This is a genomic window from Comamonas sediminis (genome assembly GCF_041107495.1).
Lineage (GTDB): Bacteria > Pseudomonadota > Gammaproteobacteria > Burkholderiales > Burkholderiaceae_C > Comamonas > Comamonas sediminis.
Genome location: NZ_JBGBDC010000006.1, coordinates 374,655 through 398,776, shown reverse-complemented (window position 1 = coordinate 398,776; position 24,122 = coordinate 374,655). Strand labels below are relative to the sequence as shown.

Here is a 24,122-nt window from a genome sequence, read left to right as displayed (position 1 = left end):
CATCCGGCAATACGCAACATTTTGTAATCTACCTATCTTCCTACAATCCCACCCCTTGCGCCAGTGCGCCGCAACGATTGTTGTCATTAAGGCGGGGCGGTGGTGCCAGCCGGCGGCCGGCCCTGCGATGACTTGCAACAATCAAGGACATTGACACAAGCCATCCCCAAGCGGGCCGCAGTGTTTGATACTCTTTCATGTTTTGCTGCGCACACGCCAGCCCTTGATTGATTCGCAGATGCCCTGCATCTGCCCCCATGAATGCGATAGGAGTTCTATGTCTGCCGTCCAACAACATGCCAAAGTACTGATTCTGGGCTCGGGCCCTGCGGGCTATACGGCCGCCATCTATGCGGCACGCGCCAACCTCGACCCCGTCCTGATCACCGGCATGGCTCAGGGCGGCCAGTTGACGACCACGACCGAAGTGGACAACTGGCCTGCCGACGTGATGGGCGTGCAGGGCCCCGCGTTGATGCAGCGCTTCCTGGAGCACGCAGAGCGCTTCAAGACCCAGATCATCTTCGACCACATCGACAAGGTGGATTTCAGCAAGCGCCCCTTCACACTGACCGGCGGCAGCGGCACCTACACCTGCGACAGCCTGATCATCGCCACCGGCGCATCGGCCAAGTACCTGGGTCTGCCCACCGAAGAGGCCTTCATGGGCCGTGGCGTGTCGGCCTGCGCCACCTGTGACGGCTTCTTCTACCGGGAGCAGCCGGTGTGCGTGATCGGCGGTGGCAACACGGCCGTGGAAGAGGCGCTGTACCTGTCCAACATCGCCAGCAAGGTCACCCTGGTGCACCGCCGCGACAAGTTCAAGGCCGAGCCCATCCTGGTCGACAAGCTGATGGAGAAGGTCCAGGAAGGCAAGATCGAGCTCAAGACCCACTTCACCCTCGATGAAGTGCTGGGCGACCAGTCGGGCGTCAACGGCATCCGCATCAAGAGCACGCAAGACGGCCACACCGAAGACATCGCGCTGCAAGGCTGCTTCATCGCCATTGGCCACCACCCCAATACGGACATCTTCCAAGGCCAGCTGGAGATGGAAAACGGCTACCTGGTGACCCAGATGGGCCGTGGCGGCTTCGCCACACAAACCAGCGTGCCCGGCATCTTTGCTGCTGGCGACGTGCAAGACCATGTCTACCGCCAAGCCATTACCAGCGCGGGTACCGGCTGCATGGCCGCGCTCGATGCCCAGCGCTTCCTGGAACAGGAATAAGCCGACCAGCGATGGGGATAGCCCAAATTTTGCTTTCGGGCTATAATCCTTGGCTTTGCTGCTTGCCGCCTTTTGCTATTTCGCAATCCCCGGCGCGTGAACAGGAAACTACGGCAGGTTGACCCACGGTCTTGCACCACGGGCAGACCTGCTGTGAACATGGGCTACCGCCACCCTTTGACTGGCGAGGTGAGGCTGCAAGCCGCGCTGCCTTTGACGAGGCAGACAGGGCAAGCAGCTGTTAAAACTTTCGGAGTGTCCTGATGGCACGCGTTTGCGAAGTAACGGGCAAGAAGCCCATGGTGGGAAACAACGTTTCCCACGCCAACAACAAAACCAAGCGCCGGTTCCTGCCGAACCTGCAATATCGCCGTTTCTGGGTGGAAACTGAAAACCGCTGGGTTCGCCTGCGTGTTTCCAGCGCCGCTCTGCGTCTGATCGACAAGAACGGTATTGATTCTGTGCTCGCAGACCTGCGCGCACGTGGCCAAGCTTAAGGAGTATCACCATGGCATCCAAAGGCGGACGCGAAAAAATCAAGCTGGAATCGACTGCCGGCACCGGTCACTTCTACACGACCACCAAGAACAAGAAGACAATGCCTGAAAAGATGTTGATCACGAAGTTCGATCCCAAGGCTCGCAAGCATGTGGATTACAAGGAAGTGAAGCTGAAGTAATCAGCCTGTACGCCGCCATTCATAGGGCGGCATGCAAACACCACAAAGGACACCTCGGTGTCCTTTGTGTTTTCTGCGTCCCGCATCAGGCCCGGGGCGGCAGGCCCAGCTGCGCATGCATCATGCGCCCCAGGCTGCGGTAGGCCTCGTCCACGACATCGGTAAACGGCATGCCGCAGCTCAGGCGCAGAAAGTGGTCATAGTGACCGGTATTGCTGAACATGTCGCCAGGCGCAACCCGGATGCCGATGGCCAGCGCCTCGTCATAGAGGCGGCTGGACGAGATTTGCTCAGGCAGCTCCAGCCAGATGCTCAGGCCGCCGGCCGGCAGGCTCAGGCGCGTGCCAATCGGGAAATAGCGCGCAACCGCCTGCGCAGCGGCCTGGCGCTGCACGCGCAGCTGCTGGCGCAGGCGCACCAGGTGCCGCATGTACGACGGCGAGCCCACGGTGCGCGCACCCAGCAGCTGGGGCCAGACCGGCAGGTTGCGTGAGCGCGCGAACTTGATCATCTGCACGCGCTCCTGCCAGCGCCCGGCATTCATCCAGCCCAGGCGCAGGCCCGGCGCATAGCTTTTGGACAGCGAGGAGCAATAGATCACCGAGCCGTCGGTGTCCCAGGCCTTGCAGGGCTTGAGCACCTCGTCGGATTCGACAAATTCGCGGTAGATATCGTCCTCGATCAGGGCCACCCGGTACTCGCGGCACAAGGCCACCAGGCGTTTCTTGTGGCTGTCGGGCATCGTCGCGCCCTGGGGCATCTGCAAGTGGGGCACCACCACGACGGCCTTGAGGTTGGGATGGGTGCGCAGCGCCAGCTCCAGCGCCTCGATCGACATGCCGGTATGCGGGCTCGACGGGATCTCCAGCGCCTGCAGCTTCTTGGCTTCGATCGCCTGCAGGATGCCGTAGAAGGTAGGCGATTCAATCGCCACCATGTCGCCCGGCTGGGTCAGCGCATCCAGCGCCAGGTTCACCGCCTCGGAATTGCCAAAGGTGGCCGCAATGTCCATCGGCGCCAGGCGCACGCCGAACCCCAGCGCATAGCGCGCCATCGAGGCCTGAAAATCCGGATGGGTGAACGGCGCCGAAGGCCCGTGCACGAGGATCTGGGGCTGCTCGCGCAGCAAGGCCACGGCCAGCTGGTTGAGCAGCTTGGCATCAAACAGCTCGGGCGCCGGCATCGCGCTGCCCAAGTCCACCTTCAGCGGCCCCTTGAGGCGCGCCTTGTTCAGGTACTCGGCCGCGCGCTCGCCGATGCCTTCAAAGCGGTGGTCCTGCATCGGGAAGGGGCCCAGCTGCTGGGGTTCGCGCGCGGCAGGCATCTGCAAGGCCGTGTCGCTGACGAAATAGCCCACGCGGGGCCGCGCCTCGATCAGCCCGCGCGACTCGAGCACGCGCAGCACCTGCAGCGCGGTGCTGTGGCTTACGTGGTGCTGGCGCCGGATATCGCGCACCGAGGGCATGCGCGCGCCTACGCCCAAGGTCTGCTGGGCAATGGCCTGCTCAAAATGCGCTGCGATGCGCTCGTACAGAAACGCATCGTCGGCGGGCGGGTGGCCGGCCGCATCCGCAGCATGGCTTTCGGGGATCTCACACAGACTTTCTTCTAACAGCGGCACAGCAGGACTCCTGGTTCCGGGAACCTGTCCATCGCCTTGTGCGCCACCGCAGTGGCAGGACCCGATTCCCCTACGCAGCGCTATGGTCTCAGGTTCAACCCTGACAGAACAGATACAGAAACTGCGATTTTGAACCAGAACAGCCGCTTTGTGCCTGCGCTGTTCTGCCCGACCCTTGCCGCGACTGTGTCTGTTGCGTTGGGCGGCGTTTTTTTACGCTAGAGCCCTGTTCTGAAACGCCCAGGAAAGCGCAACAATGACCACCAGCACCACCGCCCGCCTCGCCACGGCCCTGCCTGGCACCGCCACCACCCCGGCCCAGACCAGCGCCCCGGCACAGCCCTGCACGCACAGCAGCAGCCTGGCCTTGCGGGCGGGCCAGGGCCAATGGCTGTATCTGGAGGCCGGCAGCAGCCTGTACTGCCGCGCCGGGCAGCTGACCATCAGCTCGCCCTGGCACAGCGCACTGCGCTTGCAGGCGGAAGACGCCCCGCACTGCAATGGCGCACATGCGGGCTGGTACTGGCTGCAGGCAGAAGGCCTGCAGCCCGCCCAATTGCTGGTGCAGGTGCAGGCCTATGCGGGCTGGCGTGCCGGTTGGCGCAGTGTGGCCGACTGGCTGGGCTGGAAGGACTGACTTAGAGCCGCTAACACGGCCCAGCAAACCGCAGGTTTGCGGTTGAGACGAGACGCCAAGCCGCAGACAGTACGGTAGTACGGCAAGACTTGGCAACGATGTATCAAGGGTTGTGTTAGTGGCTCTTACTTGCGTTGCCAGACGGCGGCAAAGAAGCCGTCTGTCTGGTGCAGATGGGGCCACAGGCGCAGGTACAGGCTGCCGCTGTCGCCGCCGCTGCACAGGCTGGCGGCTTGCTCGACCTTCAGGCCTGCCAGCAGCTCGCCAGCATCGAGCGGCACAAAGTCCGGGTGGGCGGCAGCAAAGGCCTCGGCGATCGCCTCGTTCTCAGCGGGCAGGATGCTGCAGGTGGCATAGACCAGGCGGCCGCCGGATTTCACCATGCGGGCGCTGCTGGCCAGAATGGCGGTCTGCTTGGCCGTCAGCTCCTCGATCGCCTTGGGGCTCTGGCGCCATTTCAGATCGGGATTGCGGCGCAGGGTGCCCAGACCCGAGCAGGGGGCATCGACCAGCACGCGGTCCATCTTGCCGGCCAGGCGCTTGACCCGCTCATCGCGCTCATGCGCAATCGCAGCCGGATGCACGTTGGACAGGCCCGAGCGGGCCAGGCGCGGTTTGAGCGCCTCCAGGCGGTGGGCCGACACATCAAAGGCATAGAGACGCCCGGTGCTGCGCATCATGGCGCCAATGGCCAGGGTCTTGCCGCCAGCGCCGGCGCAGAAGTCGGTCACCATCTCGCCGCGCTTGGCATCCAGCAACAAGGCCAGCAGCTGCGAGCCCTCGTCCTGCACTTCAACACGGCCTTTGACAAAGGCGTCCAGGCGCGACAGCGCAGGTTTGTCCGCCACGCGCAGGCCCCAGGGCGAGTACGGGGTGGGCTCGGCCTGGATGCCCGCCTGCTTGAGTTCTTTTTGCAGCTCGCTGCGCTTGGTCAACAAGGCATTGGCGCGCAGATCCAGCGGTGCCATCTCCAGCATGCTGGCGGCCAGCTGCTCGAACTGCTCACCCACCTGGGCCTGCAAAGGCTCCACCAGCCACTCGGGCAGGTTGTGGCGGTGCTGGGGCATGAGGCTGTCGGGCGCAATCGCGTCGCAGTCATCCAGCCATTGCACTTCCTGGTCGCTGAGCGCGCTTTTGACAAAGCTGCGCGGGCCGGCAAAGCCCAGAATGGCCAGGCGGCGCTCGCGCGCGCCGCTGCCCGAGCGTGCCAACGATTCAAACAGCGTTTTCTTGCGCAGCACGGTGTACACCGTTTCTGCCAGGGTGCCACGCTCGCGCGGCCCCAGGTTGCGGTGTTCACGGAAATAACGCGACACCACGGCGTCGGCCGGGTGTTCAAAAGTAAGGGCCTGCGCAACCAGCTCGGCGCAGGCATCTAAAAGGGCTTTGGGATGCATAGCCGCTATTGTCCCATTGCGCCAGTATCCGGGCACCAGGCCCGGCTTAGAAGCTGTTCTAGGTGCCGATGGGGGCAGCACCGCTGCGCGCGCTAGCGGGCTGCTCCGCACGGTCATGGACCAGGCCCCAGGGCATGGCCGCCAGCTGCCGCAGGCCTGTAGGACCCAGCGCATCGACATGGGTGATCCACAGCGGCATCAGCTTGCACAGCAGCAGCTCGCGCTCCAGGTAGCCGCGCCACTGCAGCTCCAGGCGCTTGTTGTCCTGGTAGTGCACGCCGGGCCGCTCGAGTACCAGCACCAGCGCATAGGCGCCTGCCAGGCTGCGCAGCGGCCGTGCCAGCAGCCAGGCGCGGCGCAAGCGCGGGCAGTGGTGCAGGTGGATCTGCAGCGCAGCCAGCTCGCTGGCCCACAGCGGATGCGGCAGCGTGGTGCAGGCGCGCGCGCCCAGCAGACTGCCGTGTGCCAGCCGCTCATCGCGCAAGGCCTGTAGCTGCGTGCGGGCGAGCACCTCGCGCTCGCGCCAGTCGCTGCGCAGCTGGCGCACCGAGGCCTCGTCAAAATCCTCGTCTTCGAGCACATCGAGCACGCCCATGGCCAGCCGGCACCAGGCCGCGCCCATGGCCGGCAGCTGTGCAAAGGCCTGTGCCAGGTACTGCAGTTGCGCCTCCCAGTCCATGCCCATGTGCAGGCTGGCGCAGGCGGCCAGCGCGCGGGCATTTGCAGGCTCCAGCTCCAGCGCGCGCTGGTAGATGGGCAAGGGGGCATCGTGGTGCTGCAAGGCCGTGCTCTGCAGTTGCCAGCCCAGCTCCACCAGCTGGTCGGCATCGAGGTAGGGCTCGCGCGGCATCAGCGCAGCCACGCGTGCGGCCGAGGCGCTCAGGATCTTGCGGTAGGCCAGCCAGTCATGGCCATGGCGTACACACCAGCGCTGGTCGAGCAGCTCGATCCAGCGCTCCGAGCGCTTGCCCAGCCAGGCCAGGCAGTTGCTGCTGGACATCGGCGTGAGGCCGGGAGGCACATCGAGGCCCCGCAGCCGCTCGCGCAGGCTGGGGGGCGTGTCCTGGTAGCCGGCGGGCGCATGGTATTCCTGTTTCCAGCCCTGGTAGACCCAGTTGACATCCATGCGGTGGTTCATCACGCCCGCCATCAGGCTGAACGGCCCCATCGGCGAGGCCAGTTCGCGGGCGCGCAGCCAGTGCATGGTCCAGAACTGCTCGCGGAACCAGCGCCCGCGCACCGCCACTTCGGACAGCGCCTCGCCCATCAGCGGTTTGCTGACCCAGCGGGCCGCCATGCGGTCGGCCACCGCCTCGTCCTGCCGCGCCACGACAAAGCTGGCCGCCCACCAGCGCGGCAGATACCAGCGCATGAAGCGTTCATTGGCCCAGCCCAGCCGCGTCATCTGGCGCGCATCGGCCAGCCGGTCATGCAGGCCTTGCAGGCGGCGGCGGGCGCGGTAGACCGCCGCCTGCAGCCATCCCTGGCGGCGGCGCAGATGGCTGTATTCCTGCGCAATCATCGCCACCAGACGGGGCCGGTCAATCGCCATCGCCAGCGGCAGGCCCAGCAGCAGGTGGTAGCGTGCCGGCAGCAGCCCGCCCAGCCGCATCTGCTGCGCTATGCGCAGGCCGTAGTCCTCGGTGATCACCAACTGGGAAATATGCGGGCCGCGCACCTTCTGGCGGATGCGTTCCAGCGCCTCAAACAGGCGCGGGCATTCGGCAGCGGGCACGGCGATGCCCTCGGGGTCGACCCAGTCGGAACGGGTCAGGCGCAGCACACTGATCAGCAGCGCCACACCCGCGAAAAAACCAAAGATCTGCAGGCCGTAAAAGCCTTGGTAAACATAGGACAGTACTGACCAGGCCAGCAAGGCCAGGCCCAGCAGCAGACCGCCCCACACCCACAGTCCTGCCAGCAAGGCCATGCCCAGGACATGGCGGTCAAATCTGGCCGGGTCGTTCGCAGCGGCCTGCACATAGGCATCGACCCGCTGCACAAAATCGATCTGCTCCACCCCACCCTCCGAATAAGTTCTTGCCCAGCGATGCCATTCGGTCTGCTAGGCTTGTTTATTTTTCGGATTATGGAACAGCACCCTATGCCAGCACCAGCTATTTCGCCCGGGCTCTACCGCCACTACAAGGGCCGGCTCTACCAGGTCTGGCAACTGGCGCAGCACAGCGAGACACGCGAATGGCTGGTGGTCTACCAGGCCCTGTATGGCGATTACGGCTGGTGGGTGCGGCCGGCGGCCATGTTCAGCGAAGACGTGGAAGTGAACGGCCAGCGCCAGCCCCGGTTTGCGGCTTATACGCCACAGACCGAAACGCCTGACCCGATTTAACAGTGTTGGGCAGCGCTCAGCGCGCCTGCAGCAGCGCGCGCACGGCCTTGGGGTAGATCTGGTGCTCTTGCACCAACACGCGCGCGGCCAGCAGCTCGGCCGTATCGCCCGGCAACACGGGCACCAGGCCCTGCTCCAGAATGGGGCCGGCATCCAGATCGGCGGTGACCTGGTGCACCGAGCAACCGGCAAATTTGCAACCGGCATCAATCGCGCGCTGGTGGGTGTGCAGCCCGGCAAAGGCCGGCAGCAGCGAGGGGTGGATATTGATGAGCCGGCCGCTGTAGTGCGAGACAAAGCCAGGGGTCAGAATGCGCATGAACCCGGCCAGCACTACCAGCGAAGGCGCGTGGGCGTCGATGCACTGCACCAGTGCCGCGTCAAAGCTCTCGCGGCTGTCATAGGCCTGGTGGTCCACCACGGCGGTGGCAATGCCCTGCGCTTGCGCAAACTGCAGGCCGCCGGCCTGGGCCTTATTGCTGATGACCGCCGCCACCCTCGCTCCCAAGGTCTCCTGCCAGCGCTCTTGCTGCGCGGTTCGCACGATGGCCGCCATGTTGGAGCCGCTGCCGGAGATCAGGATGACGATGTTTTTCATGGAGGCGGCATTATCGCAGGGTGCAGAACGTCCCGAAACACGTTGCACCGTCAAATGGCGGATAATCAAAGGCTTTACTGAATTCACAGCCACGTTTACGGGCTCGCCCGCAGTTACTCCATGAGCGCAAAAGCACCTGTCGATCCGATTCGCAAATTCCTCGAAACCGCCCGCCACCAGATTTCCGTGGGCAATCTCACCGGTGCAGCCCAAACGCTCAATGATGCGCGGCAGCGCGCGCCACGCGATCCACGCCTGTTCGTGCTCGCCAGCCTGATGGCCGAAAAGTCGGGCAACCTCCAAGGCGCCTTCGACGCGATGCAGCGCAGCGTGACCCTAGCGCCAGACTGGGCGCCAGGCCTGTTGGAACAAGCCTTGCTGTATGCCCGCCACAACCGCGAGCACGAAGCCATGGCAGCCGCCGAAAAAGTGATTGCGCTGGAGCCCAACAATGCCCGCGTGATTGCCGGCGTTGTCGATATCGCCCACCGCATCGGCAATACGGAGATGGCCATCCGCCACCTGCGCCGTGCGCTGGAATTGATTCCTGGTGACCGTACACTGCGCCGCCATCTGGCGGTAGACCTTGGCACGGTGCGCCAGTATGACGATGCCCTGGCGGTATTCGGCCCATTGATCGACGAGCAGCCGGACGATCACCTCTCGCGCATCGGCCGTGTGCAGATGCTGCAAGCGCGTGGCACCATGCAAGAGGCCCTGCCCGATACCGAAGCCTTGCTCGCCCTGCAGCCGGACGACAAGGTCTACCAGTACTACCACCAGCTGGCCCTGGGCCAGGTGCCCGCACATGTGCCGGTCGAGCTGACCACCCACATGTTCGATGACATGGCCTCGGTCTATGACATGCACATGGTGCGCCACCTGGCCTACAGCCTGCCCAAGCAGGTGGCCGACCAGCTGCTGCAGATCTACCCGGACCGCCGCTTCAACCTGCTGGACCTGGGCTGCGGCACCGGCCTGCTGGGCGCTACGCTGGGCGCCATTGATGGCTACATCCTGGGCGTCGATATGTCGGGCAAGATGCTGGAGCAAGCGGCCAAGCACAAGGTCTACTACAAGTTCCACCAGGTCAACCTGCTCGAGGCGCTGGCTGCCACACCGGCGAACACCTTCGAGGCCATCACCGCGCTGGACGTGCTGATCTATGTCGGCGACCTGCAGCAGACCCTGGCCGATGCCTACCGGGTGCTGACCCCTGGCGGCGTGCTGATCTTCTCCTGCGAGCACGGCGACGTCACCGGCCCGGACAGCCAGTTGCAACCCTTTGGCCGCTACACCCATACCCTGAGCAGCACCGTGCGCCTGGCCAAGGCGGCAGGCTTTGAGCAGGTCGATACCCGCGATGTAGAACTGCGCATGGAAGCCGGTCAGGCCGTGGACGGCTTTGTGGTCACCGCCTACAAGCCCAAGCAAGCCTGATAGGCAGCGGCGCCCAGAGCACTGACCAGAAAGAAAAAGGCCTTGTCTTGCGACAAGGCCTTTTTGCTGCTGTCATCGAAGGCGGCCGTCAGGCTGTCAACCTCGAACTCTTGGGCACATGGGCCATCAGAAACTCCATCTGGTCCGTCAGAATGCGCCGGTTGCGCAGGATGAAATCCTCCCAGAGGCTGGGCGTGTAAGGCGCATAGAGCAGCGGCATATGCGCCTGCTCGGGCGTGCGGCCAGCCTTGTGGTGGTTGCACGAGGCGCAGGCCGTCACCACATTCATCCAGGTATCGGGCCCCTTCTGGGACACCGGGATCACGTGCTCACGCGTCAGATGTTCTTCGTCGAAATGCTCGCCGCAGTAGGCGCAGATATGGCGGTCCCGGCCAAACAGCTTGCTGTTGGTGAGCGTCATGCGCATCGCAAAGGGGTCAATGCCGGGCTTGCCACGTGTGCCAATGATGCTGGCGACCTCAATGCGCGACTGCAGGCCGGTGATGGCGTTGTGGCCGCCACGGAAGCAGGCCACACTTGAGCCCGCCTCCCAGCGCACATCGCCTGCTGCGTAGTGCGTCACCGCCTCCTGCAGACTGATCCAGGATTGCGGAACGCCACTTGCCGATAACTTCAACACCTTCACAATGGGCCTCCTGCGCATTGGGAATTGAACCGAAATACCGTTGACCCGCGCGGCGCCTGGCCACGAAAAATGCCACTGCCCACGCACATGCCGCACGCAGACCCGGGCACCAAGTCATAATGGCCAATATACACTTTTATCGTGAAATTGCACACCAGCGCTCGGATCGAAAGCGCAAGCCGCTACAAAAAACAAAGCAAAGATGAAGATCTTCAGAGGACTTGACCACCCCGAGGTCACCAGGCATTGCGCGCTGACCATCGGCAATTTTGATGGGGTGCACCGGGGCCACCAGGCCATGCTGGCGCTGCTGCGCAGCGAAGCGCAGCGCCGGGGTCTGGCCAGTTGCGCACTCACCTTCGAGCCCCATCCGCGCGACTATTTTGCCCAGCTGCTGCACAAGCCCGATCTGGCGCCCGCCCGCATCTCCACGTTGCGCGACAAGCTCGACCAGCTGGCCCAATGCGGCATCGACCAGACGATTGTGCTGCCCTTCAATGCACGCCTGGCGGCGCAGGCCCCGCAGGCCTTCATCGACGATGTGCTGCTTCAAGGGCTGGGCACGGGCTACCTGTTGGTGGGCGACGACTTCCGTTTCGGCCACCAGCGCGCGGGCGACTACGCCAAGCTGGTCGACGCCGGCCGCAAGCAGGGCTTCGATGTAGCAAGAATGAACAGCTACGAATCCGATGGCCTGCGCGTGTCCAGCACGGCGGTGCGCCATGCGCTCAGCCAGGGCGACATGCCGGCGGCGGCCAAGTTGCTGGGCTACCCCTATGCGATATCCGGCCATGTGGTGCATGGCCGCAAGCTCGGCCGCCAATTGGCCGAAAGCCGCGCGGGCGCAGGCGATGGCTTTCGCACGTTGAACCTGCGTTTTGACCACTGGAAACCGGCGGCCAGCGGCATTTTTGTCGTGCTGGTGCACGGCCTGTCGGCAGAGCCGCTGCCCGGCGTGGCCAATCTGGGCGTGCGCCCCTCGCTGGACCCCAATGACGTCAATGGTGGCCGCGTGCTGCTGGAGACCCATTGCCTGCAATGGCCCGCCGAACTGGGTGGTGACGGGGCATACGGTAAAATCATCCGAGTGGAACTCCTACACAAACTGCACGACGAGCTCAAATACGACAGTCTGGACGCCCTGACCACAGGGATTGCCAAGGACTGCGCGGATGCCCGTGCCTTCTTTCATACGGCCAGCCACGCCGAAACCCGTCGCCAGACCACGCGCGACCGAATTTGACGCTGACCTGACTGCGCCGTGCCGCGCAGAAGTCAGCCGTCGCCTGCACGCCCGTGCACGTCAGACAACGCTTCTGCGCTATACATTTTTCCACTGACCGGCATGATCACCCCGCCCGGATCAGGACCATGTTTTGCTTTGAAGGTATTTATGTCCGACAAATCGTCTCCCGCAGAAAAGGCCTCTGCGTACCGCGCCACCTTGAACATGCCCGACACCCCGTTTCCGATGCGGGGCGATCTGCCCAAGCGCGAACCGGCCTGGGTGCAGGAATGGGAGGACAAGGGTATCTACAAGCGTCTGCGTGCTGCCCGCAGCGGCGCGCCCAAATTCATCCTGCACGATGGCCCGCCCTACGCCAACGGCAAGATCCACATCGGCCACGCCGTCAACAAGATCTTGAAGGACATGATCGTCAAGAGCCGCCAACTGGAAGGCTATGACGCGCTGTACGCGCCTGGCTGGGACTGTCACGGCCTGCCGATCGAGAACGCGATCGAAAAGCTCCATGGCCGCAACCTGCCCCGCGACGAGATGCAGGCCAAGAGCCGCGCCTTCGCCACCGAGCAGATCGGCCAGCAGATGGCGGATTTCAAGCGCCTGGGCGTGCTGGGCGACTGGGACCACCCCTACAAGACCATGAACTATGCCAATGAGGCGGGCGAGCTGCGCGCACTCAAGAAGGTCATGGAGCGTGGCTTTGTCTACCGGGGCCTGAAGCCGGTCTACTGGTGCTTTGACTGCGCCTCGTCGCTGGCCGAGTTCGAAATCGAATACGCCGACAAGCAAAGCCAGACCCTGGATGTGATGTTCCCGGCGGCCGACCCGGCCCGGCTGGCGGCCGCCTTCGGCCTGGCCAAGCTGGACAAGGAAGCCTTCATCGTCATCTGGACGACCACCGCCTGGACCATCCCGGCCAACCAGGCCCTGAACGTCAACCCCGATCTGGAATACAGCCTGGTCGATACCGGGCGCGGCCTGCTGGTGCTGGCCAGCGCGCTGGTGGACAAGTGCATGGAGCGCTGGGGGATCGACGGCAAGGTGATCGCATCGGCGCCCGGCAAGGTGCTGGACCACATGCCCTTCAAACACCCGCTGGCCCATGTGGACAAGGGCTATGACCGCATTTCGCCCGTCTACCTGGCCGACTATGCGACGGCCGACGACGGTACCGGTATCGTGCACTCGGCGCCCGCCTACGGTCTGGATGACTTCAACTCCTGCGTCAGCAATGGAATGGACTACAAGGACATTCTCAACCCGGTGCAGGGCAACGGCGTCTATGCGCCCGAGCTGCCGCTGTTCGGTGGCCAACATATCTGGAAGGCTGTGCCGGTCATCCTGGACGCGCTCAAGGTCGCCGGCCGCCTGATGGACACCAAGACCATCACCCACAGCTACCCGCATTGCTGGCGCCACAAGACGCCGGTGATCTACCGCGCCGCCGCCCAGTGGTTCATCCGCATGGACGAAGGCGAAGGCGTGTTCACCGACCCGGCCCAAAAGCCGGCACAGACTCTGCGCCAGATCGCGCTGGACGCGATCGAGCACACCAGCTTCTACCCGGAAAACGGCCAGGAGCGCCTGCGCGCGATGATCGCCGGCCGTCCGGACTGGTGCATTTCGCGCCAGCGCAGCTGGGGTGTGCCCATCCCCTTCTTCCTGCATGTGGACACGGGCGCGCTGCACCCGCGCACGATGGAGATCCTGGACCAGGCGGTCGAGATCGTCGAAAAGGGCGGCATCGAGGCCTGGAGCCGTGTGACCAGCGAAGAGATCCTGGGTGCCGAAGAAGCCAAGCTCTACACGAAGAGCACCGACATCCTGGAAGTCTGGTTCGATTCGGGCTCGACTTTCTGGCATGTGCTGCGCGGCACCCACGCCGAGCACCACCACGACAGCGGCCCTGAGGCCGACCTGTACCTCGAAGGCCATGACCAGCACCGGGGCTGGTTCCACAGCTCCCTGCTGCTGGCCTCGGCCATCTTTGGCCGCGCGCCCTACAAGGGGTTGCTGACCCACGGCTTCACCGTCGACGGCCAGGGCAAGAAGATGTCCAAATCGCTGGGCAACACCGTCGCGCCGCAGGATGTGAGCGGCAAGATGGGCGCCGAGATCATCCGCCTGTGGGTGGCTTCGACCGACTACTCGGGCGACCTGGGCATCGACGACAAGATCCTCGCCCGCGTGGTAGACGCCTACCGCCGCATCCGCAATACCCTGCGTTTTCTGATAGCCAACATCAGCGACTTCGACCTGGCTAAGGATGCGGTCGCCTACGAGGACATGCTGGAGATCGACCGCTGGGCGCTGGCACGCTCGGCGCAGTTCCAGGCAGAGCTGCTGGCGCACTACAAGGTCTACGAGTTCCACCCGGTGGTGGCCAAGCTGCAGCTGTTCTGCTCTGAGGACCTGGGTGGCTTCTACCTGGATGTCCTCAAGGACCGCCTCTACACCAGCGCCGAAGGCAGCCTGGCACGCCGCTCGGCCCAGACCGCGCTGCACCAGATCACCCAGGCGATGCTGCGCTGGATGGCGCCTTTCCTGTCCTTCACCGCCGAAGAGGCCTGGAAGATCGTCGGCAACAGCGAAACCATCTTCCTGGAGAAATTCTGCGACCTGCCCGCTGGCGACGAAGCCCTGCTGGCCAAGTGGGCCCGCATCCGCGAGATCCGCGATGTGGTCAACAAGGACATCGAAACCCTGCGGGCCGATGGCAAGGTGGGGGCATCGCTGCAGGCCGAGGTGGCCATCAGCGCCCAGCCTGAAGACCTGGCGCTGCTGCAGACCCTGGCCGACGACCTGAAGTTTGTGCTGATCACCTCGGCCGCCACGGTGGCCGCCGGTGATGCGCTGAGCGTGGCCGTCAACCCATCGGACAAGGCCAAGTGCGAGCGCTGCTGGCACTACCGCGACGATGTGGGCCACAACCCTGCCCACCCCACCTTGTGCGGCCGCTGCGACAGCAATCTTTATGGCGCGGGTGAAACCCGCCGGATGGCCTGATGAACGCCGCCGCCCCCGCTGCCGTGGGCAGCGCCGGCAAAGGCCGGTTTGTGCTGTGGCTGGTGATTGCTGCGGTGATCTTCTGGCTGGACCAGTGGAGCAAGGAATGGATCCTGGCCCACTACCAGCTGGGCGAATACACGACCATTACCGGCTTTTTCAACATCGTCCGGGCCCACAACCCTGGCGCGGCCTTCTCCTTCCTGGCCAGCGCCGGCGGCTGGCAGCGCTGGCTGTTCACTGGGATTGGGGTCGTCGTGACGGCAGTCATCGTCTGGCAGCTCTACCGCCATAGCCACAAAACCCTGTTCTGCCTGGCGCTCACCTGCATCATGGGCGGCGCCATCGGCAATGTGGTGGACCGCATGCGCCACGGCTATGTGGTCGACATGCTCGACTTCCACTGGATGGGCAGCCATTTCCCGGCCTTCAACCTGGCCGACTCGGCCATTTGCCTGGGCGCGTTTCTGCTGATCCTGGATGAGCTGCTGCGCATGCGCCGGGGCGAAAAAAGCTGATCAGGCAATTCAACGCCTCGATAGGCAACACGCAAACACCGCCCTCGCTCCGCGACGGCGGTGTTTTTTTCGGTGGTCCACACGCCACCAGGGCAGCGCGGCCAGGGGCCAAACACCGCTGGCCTGCATAAAAAGAGACACAATGGCATTCGCCCTACAGCGCGGCGCGCTTATCAGGGGTATAGTGTCCGGTTCGCCTTATGAAACACTTGCTCAATCTTCTTGCCGCCATTGCGCTGCTGGTTTGGGGCTCTCATATGGTGCGCACAGGGGTGCTGCGCGTCTTTGGCGCCAACCTTCGCAACCTGCTGGCGCGCAGTATGAGCAACCGTTTTACCGCGATGCTCTCGGGCATCGGGGTGACGGCCCTCGTCCAGTCCAGCAGTGCCACCTCCCTGATGACCGCCTCCTTCGTCGGCCAGGGCCTGATACCGCTTACGGCCGCGCTGTCGGTCATGCGTGGTGCCGACGTCGGCACCGCCTTGATGGCGGTGCTGTTCTCGACCGACCTGTCCTGGTTGTCGCCGCTGCTGATCTTCTCCGGGGTCGTGCTGTTCATCTCCAAGCAGGATTCCACGCCCGGGCGCGTGGGCCGCGTCTTCATCGGCCTGGGCCTGATGCTGCTGGCGCTGCGCCTGATCGTCGAGGCCACCGAGCCGCTGCTTGCATCGGAGGCCGTGCGCACCTTGCTGGTCAGCGTCAAGAGCGACTTCTTCATGGAGCTGCTGCTGGGCGCCATCCTGGCCGTCATCGCCTATTCCAGCCTGGCCATCGTGCTGCTGATTGCGGCCATGGCCGCATCGGGCGCCATCACCGGCGACATGGCCTTGGGCCTGGTGCTGGGCGCCAACCTGGGCAGCGGTGTGCTGGCCGTGCTGCAAACGGCCAAATCCAGCATCGAAGTGCGCCAGGTCACCATCGGTAACCTGGTCTTCAAGATCATGGGCGTCGCCATCGTCGCGCCCTTCGTCGGTCTGTGGTCCACCTATGCGATGCCCTTCATCAACGATGCGGGCCGCTCGGCGGTGCTGTTCCACCTGGCCTTCAACATCCTCAACACACTGGGCTTCATCTGGTTCACCGGCGTGATCGGCGACTGGATGCGCAAGCTGCTGCCCAAGGAAGAGGCGAACAAGGGCCCCCAGCGCCCGCGCCACCTCGATGCCTCTGCGCTGTCCACCCCGTCGCTGGCCATCTCCTGCGCCGCACGTGAAGCGCTGCACCAGGCCGATGTGGTCGAGTCGATGCTGATCGGCCTGCACAACGTGGTGCAGACCGACAACCAGCAGTTGTCACAGGACCTGCGCAAGCTCGACGATACGGTCGATGAGCTGTACTCGGCCATCAAGTACTACATGACCAAGATCTCGCGCGCCGAACTGGACGAACGCGAGAGCCAGCGCTGGACTGAAGTGATCAACTTCACCATCAACATGGAGCAGATCGGCGACATCATCGAGCGCGTGCTCACCGATGTGGAAAACAAGAAGATCAAGAAGCGCCGCCAGTTCAGCAAGCAGGGCATGGAAGAGATCAACGAGCTGCATTCGCACCTGCTGGACAACCTGCGCCTGGCGATGAGCGTGTTCCTCTCGGGCAATGTGCGTGATGCACAAAAGCTGCTGGAAGAAAAGGCGCGCTTCCGCGACCTGGAACTGGCCTATTCCGCCTCGCATCTGGAGCGCCTGTCGCACAACACCGTCCCCAGCATCGAGACCAGCTCGCTGCACATCGACCTGATCAGTGACCTCAAGCGCATCAACTCGCTGCTGTGCTCGGTCGCCTACCCGATTCTGGAAGCGGCCGGCGCGCTGGCCCACAGCCGCCTCAAGGACGATCCCGAACCCGCCCGCCACTGAGGCGGCGGGCCGGAATTCGCATACAATCCCTGATGCTGCCAGGCGAGCACTCCGCCCAGCAGCCTCCAGGAAGTTTGGCAGAGTGGTCGATTGCACCGGTCTTGAAAGCCGGTGCAAGCGTTTTTAAGCTATTGATTGGCAAGAATTTTTTAGGATCGTTTCCGCATCTTACGGAAATGATTTCCGCAACTGTGGTCAGTTTGGAGGCGTGGCAGAGTGGTTTAATGCACGGGTCTTGAAAACCCGCGACGGTGTAAGCCGTCCGTGAGTTCGAATCTCACCGCCTCCGCCAAACATACGAAAGCGCCTTGATGGCGCTTTTTTTCGATTTCGGCAAGCAACGGTATTCTATTATTTATGAGTATTTTCAAGCTAATTCATAAGACAGTAGGCCGGGTGTTAGCAACAATTCTTTTGCTGATTTCTATTCCGGCCGCTTGGGTAGCAATTTCTGCTCATTTTGATACACACCCAAATGATCCACTATTTACGATCTTTCCAGCTTTTTGGAATTGGATAAATGGCGGCTGGAATGTTCCACGATGGCTATGCCTATTAATATTTGTAATATTAATATGGATCGTTGTTACTTCATTATTGGAATATTTCAAAAAACCCGTTTCAGAAATTGTTGCTCCGAATGTCAAGATAACGTCTTTGGATCAACTTTCCAACAAAGAGATAACAGTTCTATTTGGCTTCATGATGACTATGGAAGCTCAGGGTTCTTCAGCATTTCTCATCCCCAAAAAAGTTGCTGATCTCGTCAATGAATCCGTAGCACAGATCGAAGCGGCATTTCTTCATCTGATGGATAAAGGATTTGTTATGCAGTCCGCCAATATTGGCGACATCGAAGTTAGATATTACTTAACCGCTCAAGGTAAAATATTTATCGCTGCACATGAAGATGAATTACTTGCCAGAGCCAACAGCATCGAAATCAGAGATAAAAAATCCTTTGATGATATGTAATAGTTTGAGCGATGGTTTATTTTTATTTAGTGGGCTTAACTGTCTCGCCGACTCTTCTATAGACCTTGCGCGTTATTTCTTGTTTAGAATGGCCTAGCAGCTGACTAGCGTGGTCAAGATCAGTTTCAGAAGCTGCCTTTGGCCTAATGTCCCGAAATTGGAACTCTCGTATGCGCGAAGCCAGTTCCAAGTGTCCTGCCGCTTCTGCCAAACCTGCTGCGGTGGAACGGGCCTCATCAAACCGGGTCCGCAGTGTCCAGCGGTTCAAAGCTGATCCAGCAGGCGTTGCAATCAGCGAAAGACCCGCCACTTTACGTGGTCGCCTCTTGATTCGCTCAATCACATTGCCCAACTCTGTTGGCACGCCGGCCACCTCCAACAGGATGCGCAGCTTCTTGGAGGTTTTGTTCTGGGTGACTTCAAGCGCTCCATCGCGGATATCGGACACGCGCATTTTCAGCACATCGGCGGGTCGCTGGCCGGTCAAATAGTTGATGTCCATTGCGTCCTGCAGCTCTTCCGGCGCCTGGGCGTATACCGCACTCCAAACATCTGATGCCGCGTAATAGGAACGGGGCGTTTCTTTGTTCTTGCGAACACCCTTGGCTGGGTTTTCCTTCTCCGTGTATCCCCATTCGCGCGCCATGTTCCACAGCGTAGAAAACACTGATATTTCGCGGTTGGCACGCACTGCTGCCTTTTGACTACGCTTGTCCCGATAGATGGCGATGTGCTGCGGGCTGATGGCATCGACAGGCACATCATCAAAGACCTTCCGCAGCATATCGATGCTGCCACGGTAGTCCGCCTGGGTCTTGGGTGCCTTTGTTGGCAGTATCTCGCGCAGGTAGCGGTCAAAGACGAAACGCATCAAACCGGTTTCAACTGGCGCGCTTCTGCATTCCAGTTCTGCCCATTTGCGCTTGGCCTCGTTAAGGTCGGGCCCGAGCGCAATTTCCACTCGGCGCCCGCTGGCATCCTTGCCGTTGTAATAGAACGATTCCCACACTTTGCCGCTCTTGAGCGTGCGGGTACGGCGCAGCATTCGCGGCGGCAAATCTCGGTTGACAGTCTTTGGACGCATCTGCATAGCTTAATCCAGCGCGGAAAAGTTGGGTTTTGCAGCCGATTGCACGTTCGCCATAACAGGTTGCATCCCCATCTCTACCGGCTGCAATGTGATGTTGACTGCCTTCATGCCGGCCATGCGCAGGCGCGCAAACCATCTCCCAACTATCGGACGGCCAGCGCCTGACACGGTGTACACCCAGCCGTTGTTGTCGAGCCATTCGCGCTGGGGTGCCGCCTGTTTGTAGCCCGTCACTCGGGATACTTCGTCGTCCGAGAGGAATTCAGAATCTTTATCAGACACTTATGACCTCGCAATCTTTCTCTTTTTATGGGTTGTCTATTTGTTGGCACCGCTGATCTTCCCGAACAGGAACATTCAGCGGCCAGGCCCAGCACCTAGGCCATTTCATTCCCGTTCGGGAATTCCACCGGTCTGATCACATCGGCGCTCACCGTGCCAGCCATCACATGCCGTGACAGCAGGCGCGCGCCAGGCTCAAACCTGCGCGCCAGGTTGCAGTAGCTGCAAAACAGGTCAATGCTGATATCGGCCGCCAGTGAAAGCTGCGCGCCCCAGCTGGAATCCCAGCGGTGCCCGTCCACCGCCATTCCCACCACGGTGGCCAGCGCCTGGTGCAGGCCTGGCCGGTTGTCGCCGGCCACCGGAATGGCTCGCGCAATCTCTGCTCCCATCCCAAGCAGGTAGGCCAGACGGGCTAGCAGCTCGGTCTGGTTTGACTGGTGATCGGCCTGCACACAGTGCAGCCCCACGCTGGTGTATTCGGCCTCCATGCTCTTGCGCACCATCAGCGCCATCATGGGCGCCGCCTTGCGGTAGAGGCCGCGTTTCATTGCGCGGCTGTGGTTTGGCGATTTATGCGTCATGGAACTTAGTCCTTGCGCTCAACGGTATAGACATTCATGCCGGTCACCCACTTGGCCTTTTCCTCGGCGTCTTCGCAGCTGGCGGCCTTGAGCTGGACAGACTGCAGCAGCTTGCTGCCCTCCTCGCCCTCCAAGTCCCAGGTGCTGGCCGTGACGGGATAGACGAATGCGCGGTAGCTGCGCATGGGCTGGATGTTTGTTGCTTGGATCATGGTTGTTCTTTCGGTGGTGGTCAGATCAGGTCTTGCGTGGCTTCGATGAAGGTTTGCGCGGCTTTGGCGTTGATGGCGTTGCCGTAGGCGCGCAGGCGTCCCACTCGGGCGGCAGCCCCATGAGCCAGCGGGAATGTGCCGGGTTCAACTGGCCGCCACTTTCCATCCCGGCACAGGAGCCAATCAGCAGCTCGCCAGAGGCCGTTAACCGGGCCGGGCCCTGCGCTTCCTTGCATTGCTGGGCCAGGGAGCTGCCCGTCATTCCCTCGGTGATCCCCGTTCCCGATCTGGTCGAGTCCGAGGCGCTCGGCGTTGTCCATCCCGCCAGCATTGCGAAGTCGTTCAGGTTGGAGCCGTGCCGCGTTTCCCCCATCGCTCGCTTGGCTTGGCCGCCGCCCGTGCTGTCGCTTGTCTGCGGTGTCGGCCAGCCCGCCAGATTGGCTGCATGGTTCAACGTGATGTTTTTGGTCGTGGCCTCGATCGAGGGACAACGAAGCGCATCTGTGCTGGTAGTTGTTGGCCAGCCCGACAACAGGTGAACTACCGCGTTGTTCAGCTGCTCGCCCTTCTTGCCGCCGCCCCTCTCTGAAAACGGCTTTAAGTTGGACGTTCGGAAATCTCGTGCCGCTGGCGTCGGACACGATTTCAGAAGCTCCACCGGCACCCACACGCCGCCCAGTTCCACGCACTGCGAGCCAGTAGGTTCGGTCGCGGATGTGCGGCGCACCGACGCCCGCAGACGGGAACGCAACCGCCCCGAAGGCATAACCCAGGGCTTCCATGTCAGTGTGTACAAGGTCGAGCCAAGGGTCTGCATCTTTGCTCGCAACCTGCTCGCCATAGATTGCTGCAGGGCGGCGCTCGCGGATGAGGTGGTGGAAGGCTGGCCACAAGTGCCGCTCGTCATCAAACGCAGAGCCTTGGCCTGCCTGGCTGAAAGGTTGGCAAGGACAGGAACCGGTCCAAACAGGTCGGTCATCTGGCCAGCCTGCGGCGCGCAGGGCGTAGGACCAAACACCAACGCCTGCGAAGAAGTGGCACTGGGTGTATGGCTTGAGGTCGTTGGGGTGAACATCTTCAATGCTCCTTTCGTCAACATCACCCGGGGCGATGTGGCCCGCAGCGATGAGATTGCGCAGCGTCTGCGCAGCAAACTTGTCGATTTCGTTGTAGTAGGCGGGCTTGACCAACATGGACTCAGCCCACCAGCCGCAGCTGGTTCGGGTTCTCTTCTGGAAGTGGCTCCGCTTTGGGCTTGCGGCGGCGCTTGGCCTTGGCGGCGTCGGTGGCCAGGCGCGCGCGCTCGGCCGCAAACACTGCGGCCAGGTGGCTGGCGTCGTGGCCGGAGCCCACATAGGTGCCAGGCTTACGCTGGTAGGTGTGGGTGCGGGGCTCGGTGCGTTTTGCGTTCATGGCACGTACTCCTTTGGTTGCTGGGTGGTGGTGGAAAAGTCGGTACGCTTTAGGCGGGGATGGGTCAGGCCGGCGATCAGCCCAAGAAGGAAGCGATCGCCCATATCTGCAAATTCCAGGATCTCGCGCTTCATCGCCTGGCGGGCCTCGGGGCCGTCTAGCATGTCGTCGCACACTCGGCGGCCTGCATCCAGGGCCTGCTGCAGCAGCGGGCTGATTTCGCGCACGCGGCGGCCCGGCTGGGGGGCTGCGGCGTTGATCTGGGCTGTGGTTTTGGTCATAGCCATGCGCCCTCCTCAAACTCGACGGCCTCGATAGCGGCCTCTAAGCTGCCCAATTCCTGCAATCTGGTGGTCAGCAACTCGGTGTTTTGGGTCGCATCCAGGCGGGCCGTACAGTTATTGAAACGAGTCCAAGCGGCAGGCAGAGCCTGCCGGGACGCGGCTGCACCCACGCCCTGCGCTTGGCCTTCTTCATGCTCAAAATTTGGGCCGTCCACTGCAGCAGCTGCAGCCGATTCGGCGGTTTGAACAAATGGCTTCCACGCAATGCGACGGCTCACGAGGTATCGGCCACACATGCGCCCACGCTGGGGCGTCAAACCAATCAGGCGCCCGCATTTCAGTTCCTCGCCGTATTTGTTAGCGGCGCCCTCTTCTACATGGCGGCGCACGGGGGCCAGGTGCCAATCGGTGCGCTTGCGTGCATGGCCGCCCATGGCTTCCATGAATTCGCACCAGTTGGCTTTTATCTCGCCTTGGCGATGACAGGCGCGATAGGCCTGCACGGTTTTGCTGTCGCCCTCACAGTCAAACAGCTCCAGTTGGTCATGCGTCACCCGGCGCAGCTCACGCCACACGGTGACCGATGGCATGCCAATGGTTTGGAACTGGCGGATGCCCCACGTAGCGGCCCAGGCATCAACGCGCAAATGGCCGTTGACGATCTCCGGCTTGGCCTTCTTCTCAGGCTTGGCGATATCGCTGATGGCGGCTTGCACGGCCTGGCCATCAGGTGCGGGGGCTGTCATTCGCATTTCGATCAGCTCACCGTCCACCAAGTCGTAATGCTCGGCCAGCGCATGGTGGCCAACAGATTTCGATATGTACTTAGCCACATAGCCCGCAGCACCACCCGACACCATGCGCTTGATGTTGACGCGGTTCTGCTTGGCGCCGGGTTCGTCACCGCCATCGCTCAGCCAGTAATGCCGAATGGTCTCTTCCAACAGCTCCGCTTGGGCTTCCGTCTCCACCCAGAACAGAGCGTGCCAGTGTGGGGTGCCATCGTGGTGGGGCTCTGCAACACGTAGGCCGTAGGGGCGCACGTCTTGGCGGTTCAGGCTTGCGCGAGTTTTTGTCCACTTGTCACGTAGCCACAACTGCGCATCGCGTGGCGTTGCGCCCTTGTAATTCTTATTGCGCACGGGTGTTCCACCGCCCACCGTGATGGGATGGAAGCGGCTGGGGGCCGTCAAGGTGACAAATAAGCCCACATGCGCCCGCTGGTCTGCATACTCTTCGGCGCCCCGGATACGGGTCATCAGCTCGCCGCCACGCACCAGTGGATTGCTGGTGCCCAGGGCCGCCAGTTCACCCAGGTTGTAAACCTGGCCCGCTTCGTTGGTGAACAGCGTTTGCTGCAGCGTAGCGGCGTTGCGCGCCACCTGCTGGCGGCGGCGAGTCATGCCAGCGTTACTGACATATTTGCCTTCACGCAAATGCACCTGGCCCATGCTGATAAAACCAGCCTCCACCACGCGGGCAACGTGGCTGCGCAAGCGCCGGCGCCACCACTTTGGGTCTTTGGCCCGCTTGATTGCTGGCTCTCCTTTGATGGGCTGTTCTTCAGTGATGCCGATCACACGCGCGATTTTGCGCACCATGTCAACACGGGCATGCAGCGGAACACCAGCAACAGTGGCCCATGCGTCCAGCTCCTCCACATCAAACACCAGCTTATTGGCCCAGTCGCGGATCTCTTCGTCGCTCAGGTTAAAACGCAGCGCGGCGCCAAACTTGTCTTCAAAGTCGGCCATGGCTTGCATGCGATCCCAGGCGCGGAAGCTCTCAGGCGCCTGCTGCAGCTCCCACTTGTCATAGGCCACGGTGCCGCGCTTGATCAACCGGATGGATTTGTCGGCCTGGCCCTTGGGGTCGTTTTTCGGTGTCAGTTCCACATAGGCATATCGCTTGCGCAATGCGTCCTGCCACTCGACTGGCGCAGATTCAACGATCCGCTCCAAGTGGGAGTCTGCGAGCGCGTGGGTTGGGCGGTTTTGCAACCACTCATGCACGCTATCGCGCTTGGGCTCTTGACGGGGTATGCGGCCGACCATCAT

24 protein-coding genes and 1 tRNA gene are annotated in these 24,122 nt (G+C 62.4%); 12 read left to right on the top strand and 13 right to left on the bottom strand.

Annotated elements, in window-relative coordinates:
* Positions 1–277 precede the first annotated feature (277 nt).
* The 3 genes from trxB (at position 278) to rpmG (ending at position 1,910) form a co-directional block, all read left to right on the top strand.
* Positions 278–1,231, top strand: a complete 954-nt coding sequence (gene trxB, locus AB7A72_RS15980) for a thioredoxin-disulfide reductase (RefSeq protein WP_239810895.1) — start codon at positions 278–280, stop codon at positions 1,229–1,231.
* Positions 1,232–1,494: 263 nt separating this feature from the next.
* On the top strand, positions 1,495–1,728 hold the full coding sequence (rpmB, locus tag AB7A72_RS15975) for a 50S ribosomal protein L28 (protein WP_021026859.1): 234 nt from the start codon (positions 1,495–1,497) through the stop codon (positions 1,726–1,728).
* Positions 1,729–1,739: 11 nt separating this feature from the next.
* Entirely contained in the window at positions 1,740–1,910 is a 171-nt protein-coding gene (gene rpmG, locus AB7A72_RS15970) for a 50S ribosomal protein L33 (RefSeq protein ID WP_021026858.1), read from the top strand.
* Positions 1,911–1,995: 85 nt separating this feature from the next.
* Here rpmG and AB7A72_RS15965 read toward each other — a convergent pair whose 3' ends face one another.
* Positions 1,996–3,531 carry an aminotransferase-like domain-containing protein gene (locus tag AB7A72_RS15965; RefSeq protein WP_373449653.1) on the bottom strand — a complete coding sequence of 512 codons (1,536 nt, stop codon included), beginning with the start codon at positions 3,529–3,531 and terminating at the stop codon, positions 1,996–1,998.
* A gap of 256 nt (positions 3,532–3,787) precedes the next feature.
* On the opposite strand from AB7A72_RS15965, the gene AB7A72_RS15960 reads away from it, so the two are divergent.
* On the top strand, positions 3,788–4,168 hold the full coding sequence (locus AB7A72_RS15960; RefSeq protein ID WP_369460534.1) for a hypothetical protein: 381 nt from the start codon (positions 3,788–3,790) through the stop codon (positions 4,166–4,168).
* Between the two features lie 125 nt (positions 4,169–4,293).
* On the opposite strand, the gene AB7A72_RS15955 is transcribed toward AB7A72_RS15960, so the two are convergent.
* Both AB7A72_RS15955 and AB7A72_RS15950 read right to left on the bottom strand, forming a co-directional pair.
* The gene (locus tag AB7A72_RS15955; protein WP_312451825.1) at positions 4,294–5,565 is read right to left on the bottom strand and encodes an RsmB/NOP family class I SAM-dependent RNA methyltransferase; all 1,272 of its coding nucleotides are present in this window, start codon (positions 5,563–5,565) and stop codon (positions 4,294–4,296) included.
* Positions 5,566–5,623: 58 nt separating this feature from the next.
* Positions 5,624–7,585, bottom strand: coding sequence for a M48 family metallopeptidase (locus tag AB7A72_RS15950; protein WP_369460533.1), 1,962 nt, complete (start codon positions 7,583–7,585; stop codon positions 5,624–5,626).
* An 84-nt stretch (positions 7,586–7,669) separates the two neighbouring features.
* On the opposite strand from AB7A72_RS15950, the gene AB7A72_RS15945 reads away from it, so the two are divergent.
* Entirely contained in the window at positions 7,670–7,915 is a 246-nt protein-coding gene (locus tag AB7A72_RS15945; RefSeq protein WP_312529598.1) for a DUF1653 domain-containing protein, read from the top strand.
* Positions 7,916–7,931: 16 nt separating this feature from the next.
* Here the strand turns inward: AB7A72_RS15945 and purN are convergent, their stop codons facing one another.
* On the bottom strand, positions 7,932–8,513 hold the full coding sequence (gene purN / locus AB7A72_RS15940; protein ID WP_369460532.1) for a phosphoribosylglycinamide formyltransferase: 582 nt from the start codon (positions 8,511–8,513) through the stop codon (positions 7,932–7,934).
* Positions 8,514–8,633: 120 nt separating this feature from the next.
* Here purN and AB7A72_RS15935 point away from each other — a divergent pair, with 120 nt between their 5' ends.
* Positions 8,634–9,953, top strand: a complete 1,320-nt coding sequence (locus AB7A72_RS15935; protein ID WP_369460531.1) for a methyltransferase — start codon at positions 8,634–8,636, stop codon at positions 9,951–9,953.
* 88 nt (positions 9,954–10,041) lie between these two features.
* Here AB7A72_RS15935 and AB7A72_RS15930 read toward each other — a convergent pair whose 3' ends face one another.
* On the bottom strand, positions 10,042–10,599 hold the full coding sequence (locus tag AB7A72_RS15930) for an HNH endonuclease (protein WP_239810888.1): 558 nt from the start codon (positions 10,597–10,599) through the stop codon (positions 10,042–10,044).
* A gap of 202 nt (positions 10,600–10,801) precedes the next feature.
* Here AB7A72_RS15930 and AB7A72_RS15925 point away from each other — a divergent pair, with 202 nt between their 5' ends.
* The 6 genes from AB7A72_RS15925 to AB7A72_RS15900 all read left to right on the top strand — a co-directional run bounded on the left by AB7A72_RS15925 (position 10,802) and on the right by AB7A72_RS15900 (position 18,200).
* Complete coding sequence (locus AB7A72_RS15925; protein ID WP_239810887.1) at positions 10,802–11,842, top strand: bifunctional riboflavin kinase/FAD synthetase; 1,041 nt, start codon at positions 10,802–10,804, stop codon at positions 11,840–11,842.
* 150 nt (positions 11,843–11,992) lie between these two features.
* Entirely contained in the window at positions 11,993–14,848 is a 2,856-nt protein-coding gene (ileS, locus tag AB7A72_RS15920; RefSeq protein WP_369460530.1) for an isoleucine--tRNA ligase, read from the top strand.
* Complete coding sequence (gene lspA / locus AB7A72_RS15915) at positions 14,848–15,366, top strand: signal peptidase II (protein WP_239810885.1); 519 nt, start codon at positions 14,848–14,850, stop codon at positions 15,364–15,366. The genes ileS and lspA overlap by 1 nt, the downstream gene beginning before the upstream one ends.
* A 200-nt stretch (positions 15,367–15,566) precedes the next feature.
* Positions 15,567–17,225, top strand: coding sequence for a Na/Pi cotransporter family protein (locus tag AB7A72_RS15910; protein ID WP_369460529.1), 1,659 nt, complete (start codon positions 15,567–15,569; stop codon positions 17,223–17,225).
* Between the two features lie 202 nt (positions 17,226–17,427).
* A tRNA-Ser gene (locus AB7A72_RS15905) sits at positions 17,428–17,517 on the top strand.
* A gap of 65 nt (positions 17,518–17,582) precedes the next feature.
* Positions 17,583–18,200, top strand: coding sequence for a hypothetical protein (locus AB7A72_RS15900; RefSeq protein ID WP_369460528.1), 618 nt, complete (start codon positions 17,583–17,585; stop codon positions 18,198–18,200).
* A gap of 22 nt (positions 18,201–18,222) precedes the next feature.
* Here AB7A72_RS15900 and AB7A72_RS15895 read toward each other — a convergent pair whose 3' ends face one another.
* The 8 genes from AB7A72_RS15895 to AB7A72_RS15860 form a co-directional block, all read right to left on the bottom strand.
* Positions 18,223–19,290 carry a tyrosine-type recombinase/integrase gene (locus AB7A72_RS15895; RefSeq protein WP_369460527.1) on the bottom strand — a complete coding sequence of 356 codons (1,068 nt, stop codon included), beginning with the start codon at positions 19,288–19,290 and terminating at the stop codon, positions 18,223–18,225.
* Between the two features lie 3 nt (positions 19,291–19,293).
* Complete coding sequence (locus tag AB7A72_RS15890; RefSeq protein ID WP_369460526.1) at positions 19,294–19,572, bottom strand: DUF4224 domain-containing protein; 279 nt, start codon at positions 19,570–19,572, stop codon at positions 19,294–19,296.
* A gap of 95 nt (positions 19,573–19,667) precedes the next feature.
* Entirely contained in the window at positions 19,668–20,123 is a 456-nt protein-coding gene (locus AB7A72_RS15885) for a hypothetical protein (RefSeq protein ID WP_369460525.1), read from the bottom strand.
* A 38-nt stretch (positions 20,124–20,161) separates the two neighbouring features.
* Complete coding sequence (locus tag AB7A72_RS15880; protein WP_369460524.1) at positions 20,162–20,368, bottom strand: hypothetical protein; 207 nt, start codon at positions 20,366–20,368, stop codon at positions 20,162–20,164.
* 20 nt (positions 20,369–20,388) lie between these two features.
* On the bottom strand, positions 20,389–21,561 hold the full coding sequence (locus AB7A72_RS15875) for a DNA cytosine methyltransferase (RefSeq protein ID WP_369460523.1): 1,173 nt from the start codon (positions 21,559–21,561) through the stop codon (positions 20,389–20,391).
* Between the two features lie 4 nt (positions 21,562–21,565).
* Positions 21,566–21,781, bottom strand: coding sequence for a hypothetical protein (locus AB7A72_RS15870; RefSeq protein ID WP_369460522.1), 216 nt, complete (start codon positions 21,779–21,781; stop codon positions 21,566–21,568).
* The gene (locus AB7A72_RS15865; RefSeq protein ID WP_369460521.1) at positions 21,778–22,068 is read right to left on the bottom strand and encodes a hypothetical protein; all 291 of its coding nucleotides are present in this window, start codon (positions 22,066–22,068) and stop codon (positions 21,778–21,780) included. Before AB7A72_RS15865 ends, AB7A72_RS15870 begins: the two co-directional genes overlap by 4 nt.
* Positions 22,059–24,119: a replication endonuclease gene (locus AB7A72_RS15860; protein WP_369460520.1), complete on the bottom strand. Its 2,061-nt coding sequence runs from the start codon at positions 24,117–24,119 to the stop codon at positions 22,059–22,061. Before AB7A72_RS15860 ends, AB7A72_RS15865 begins: the two co-directional genes overlap by 10 nt.
* Positions 24,120–24,122 lie beyond the last annotated feature (3 nt).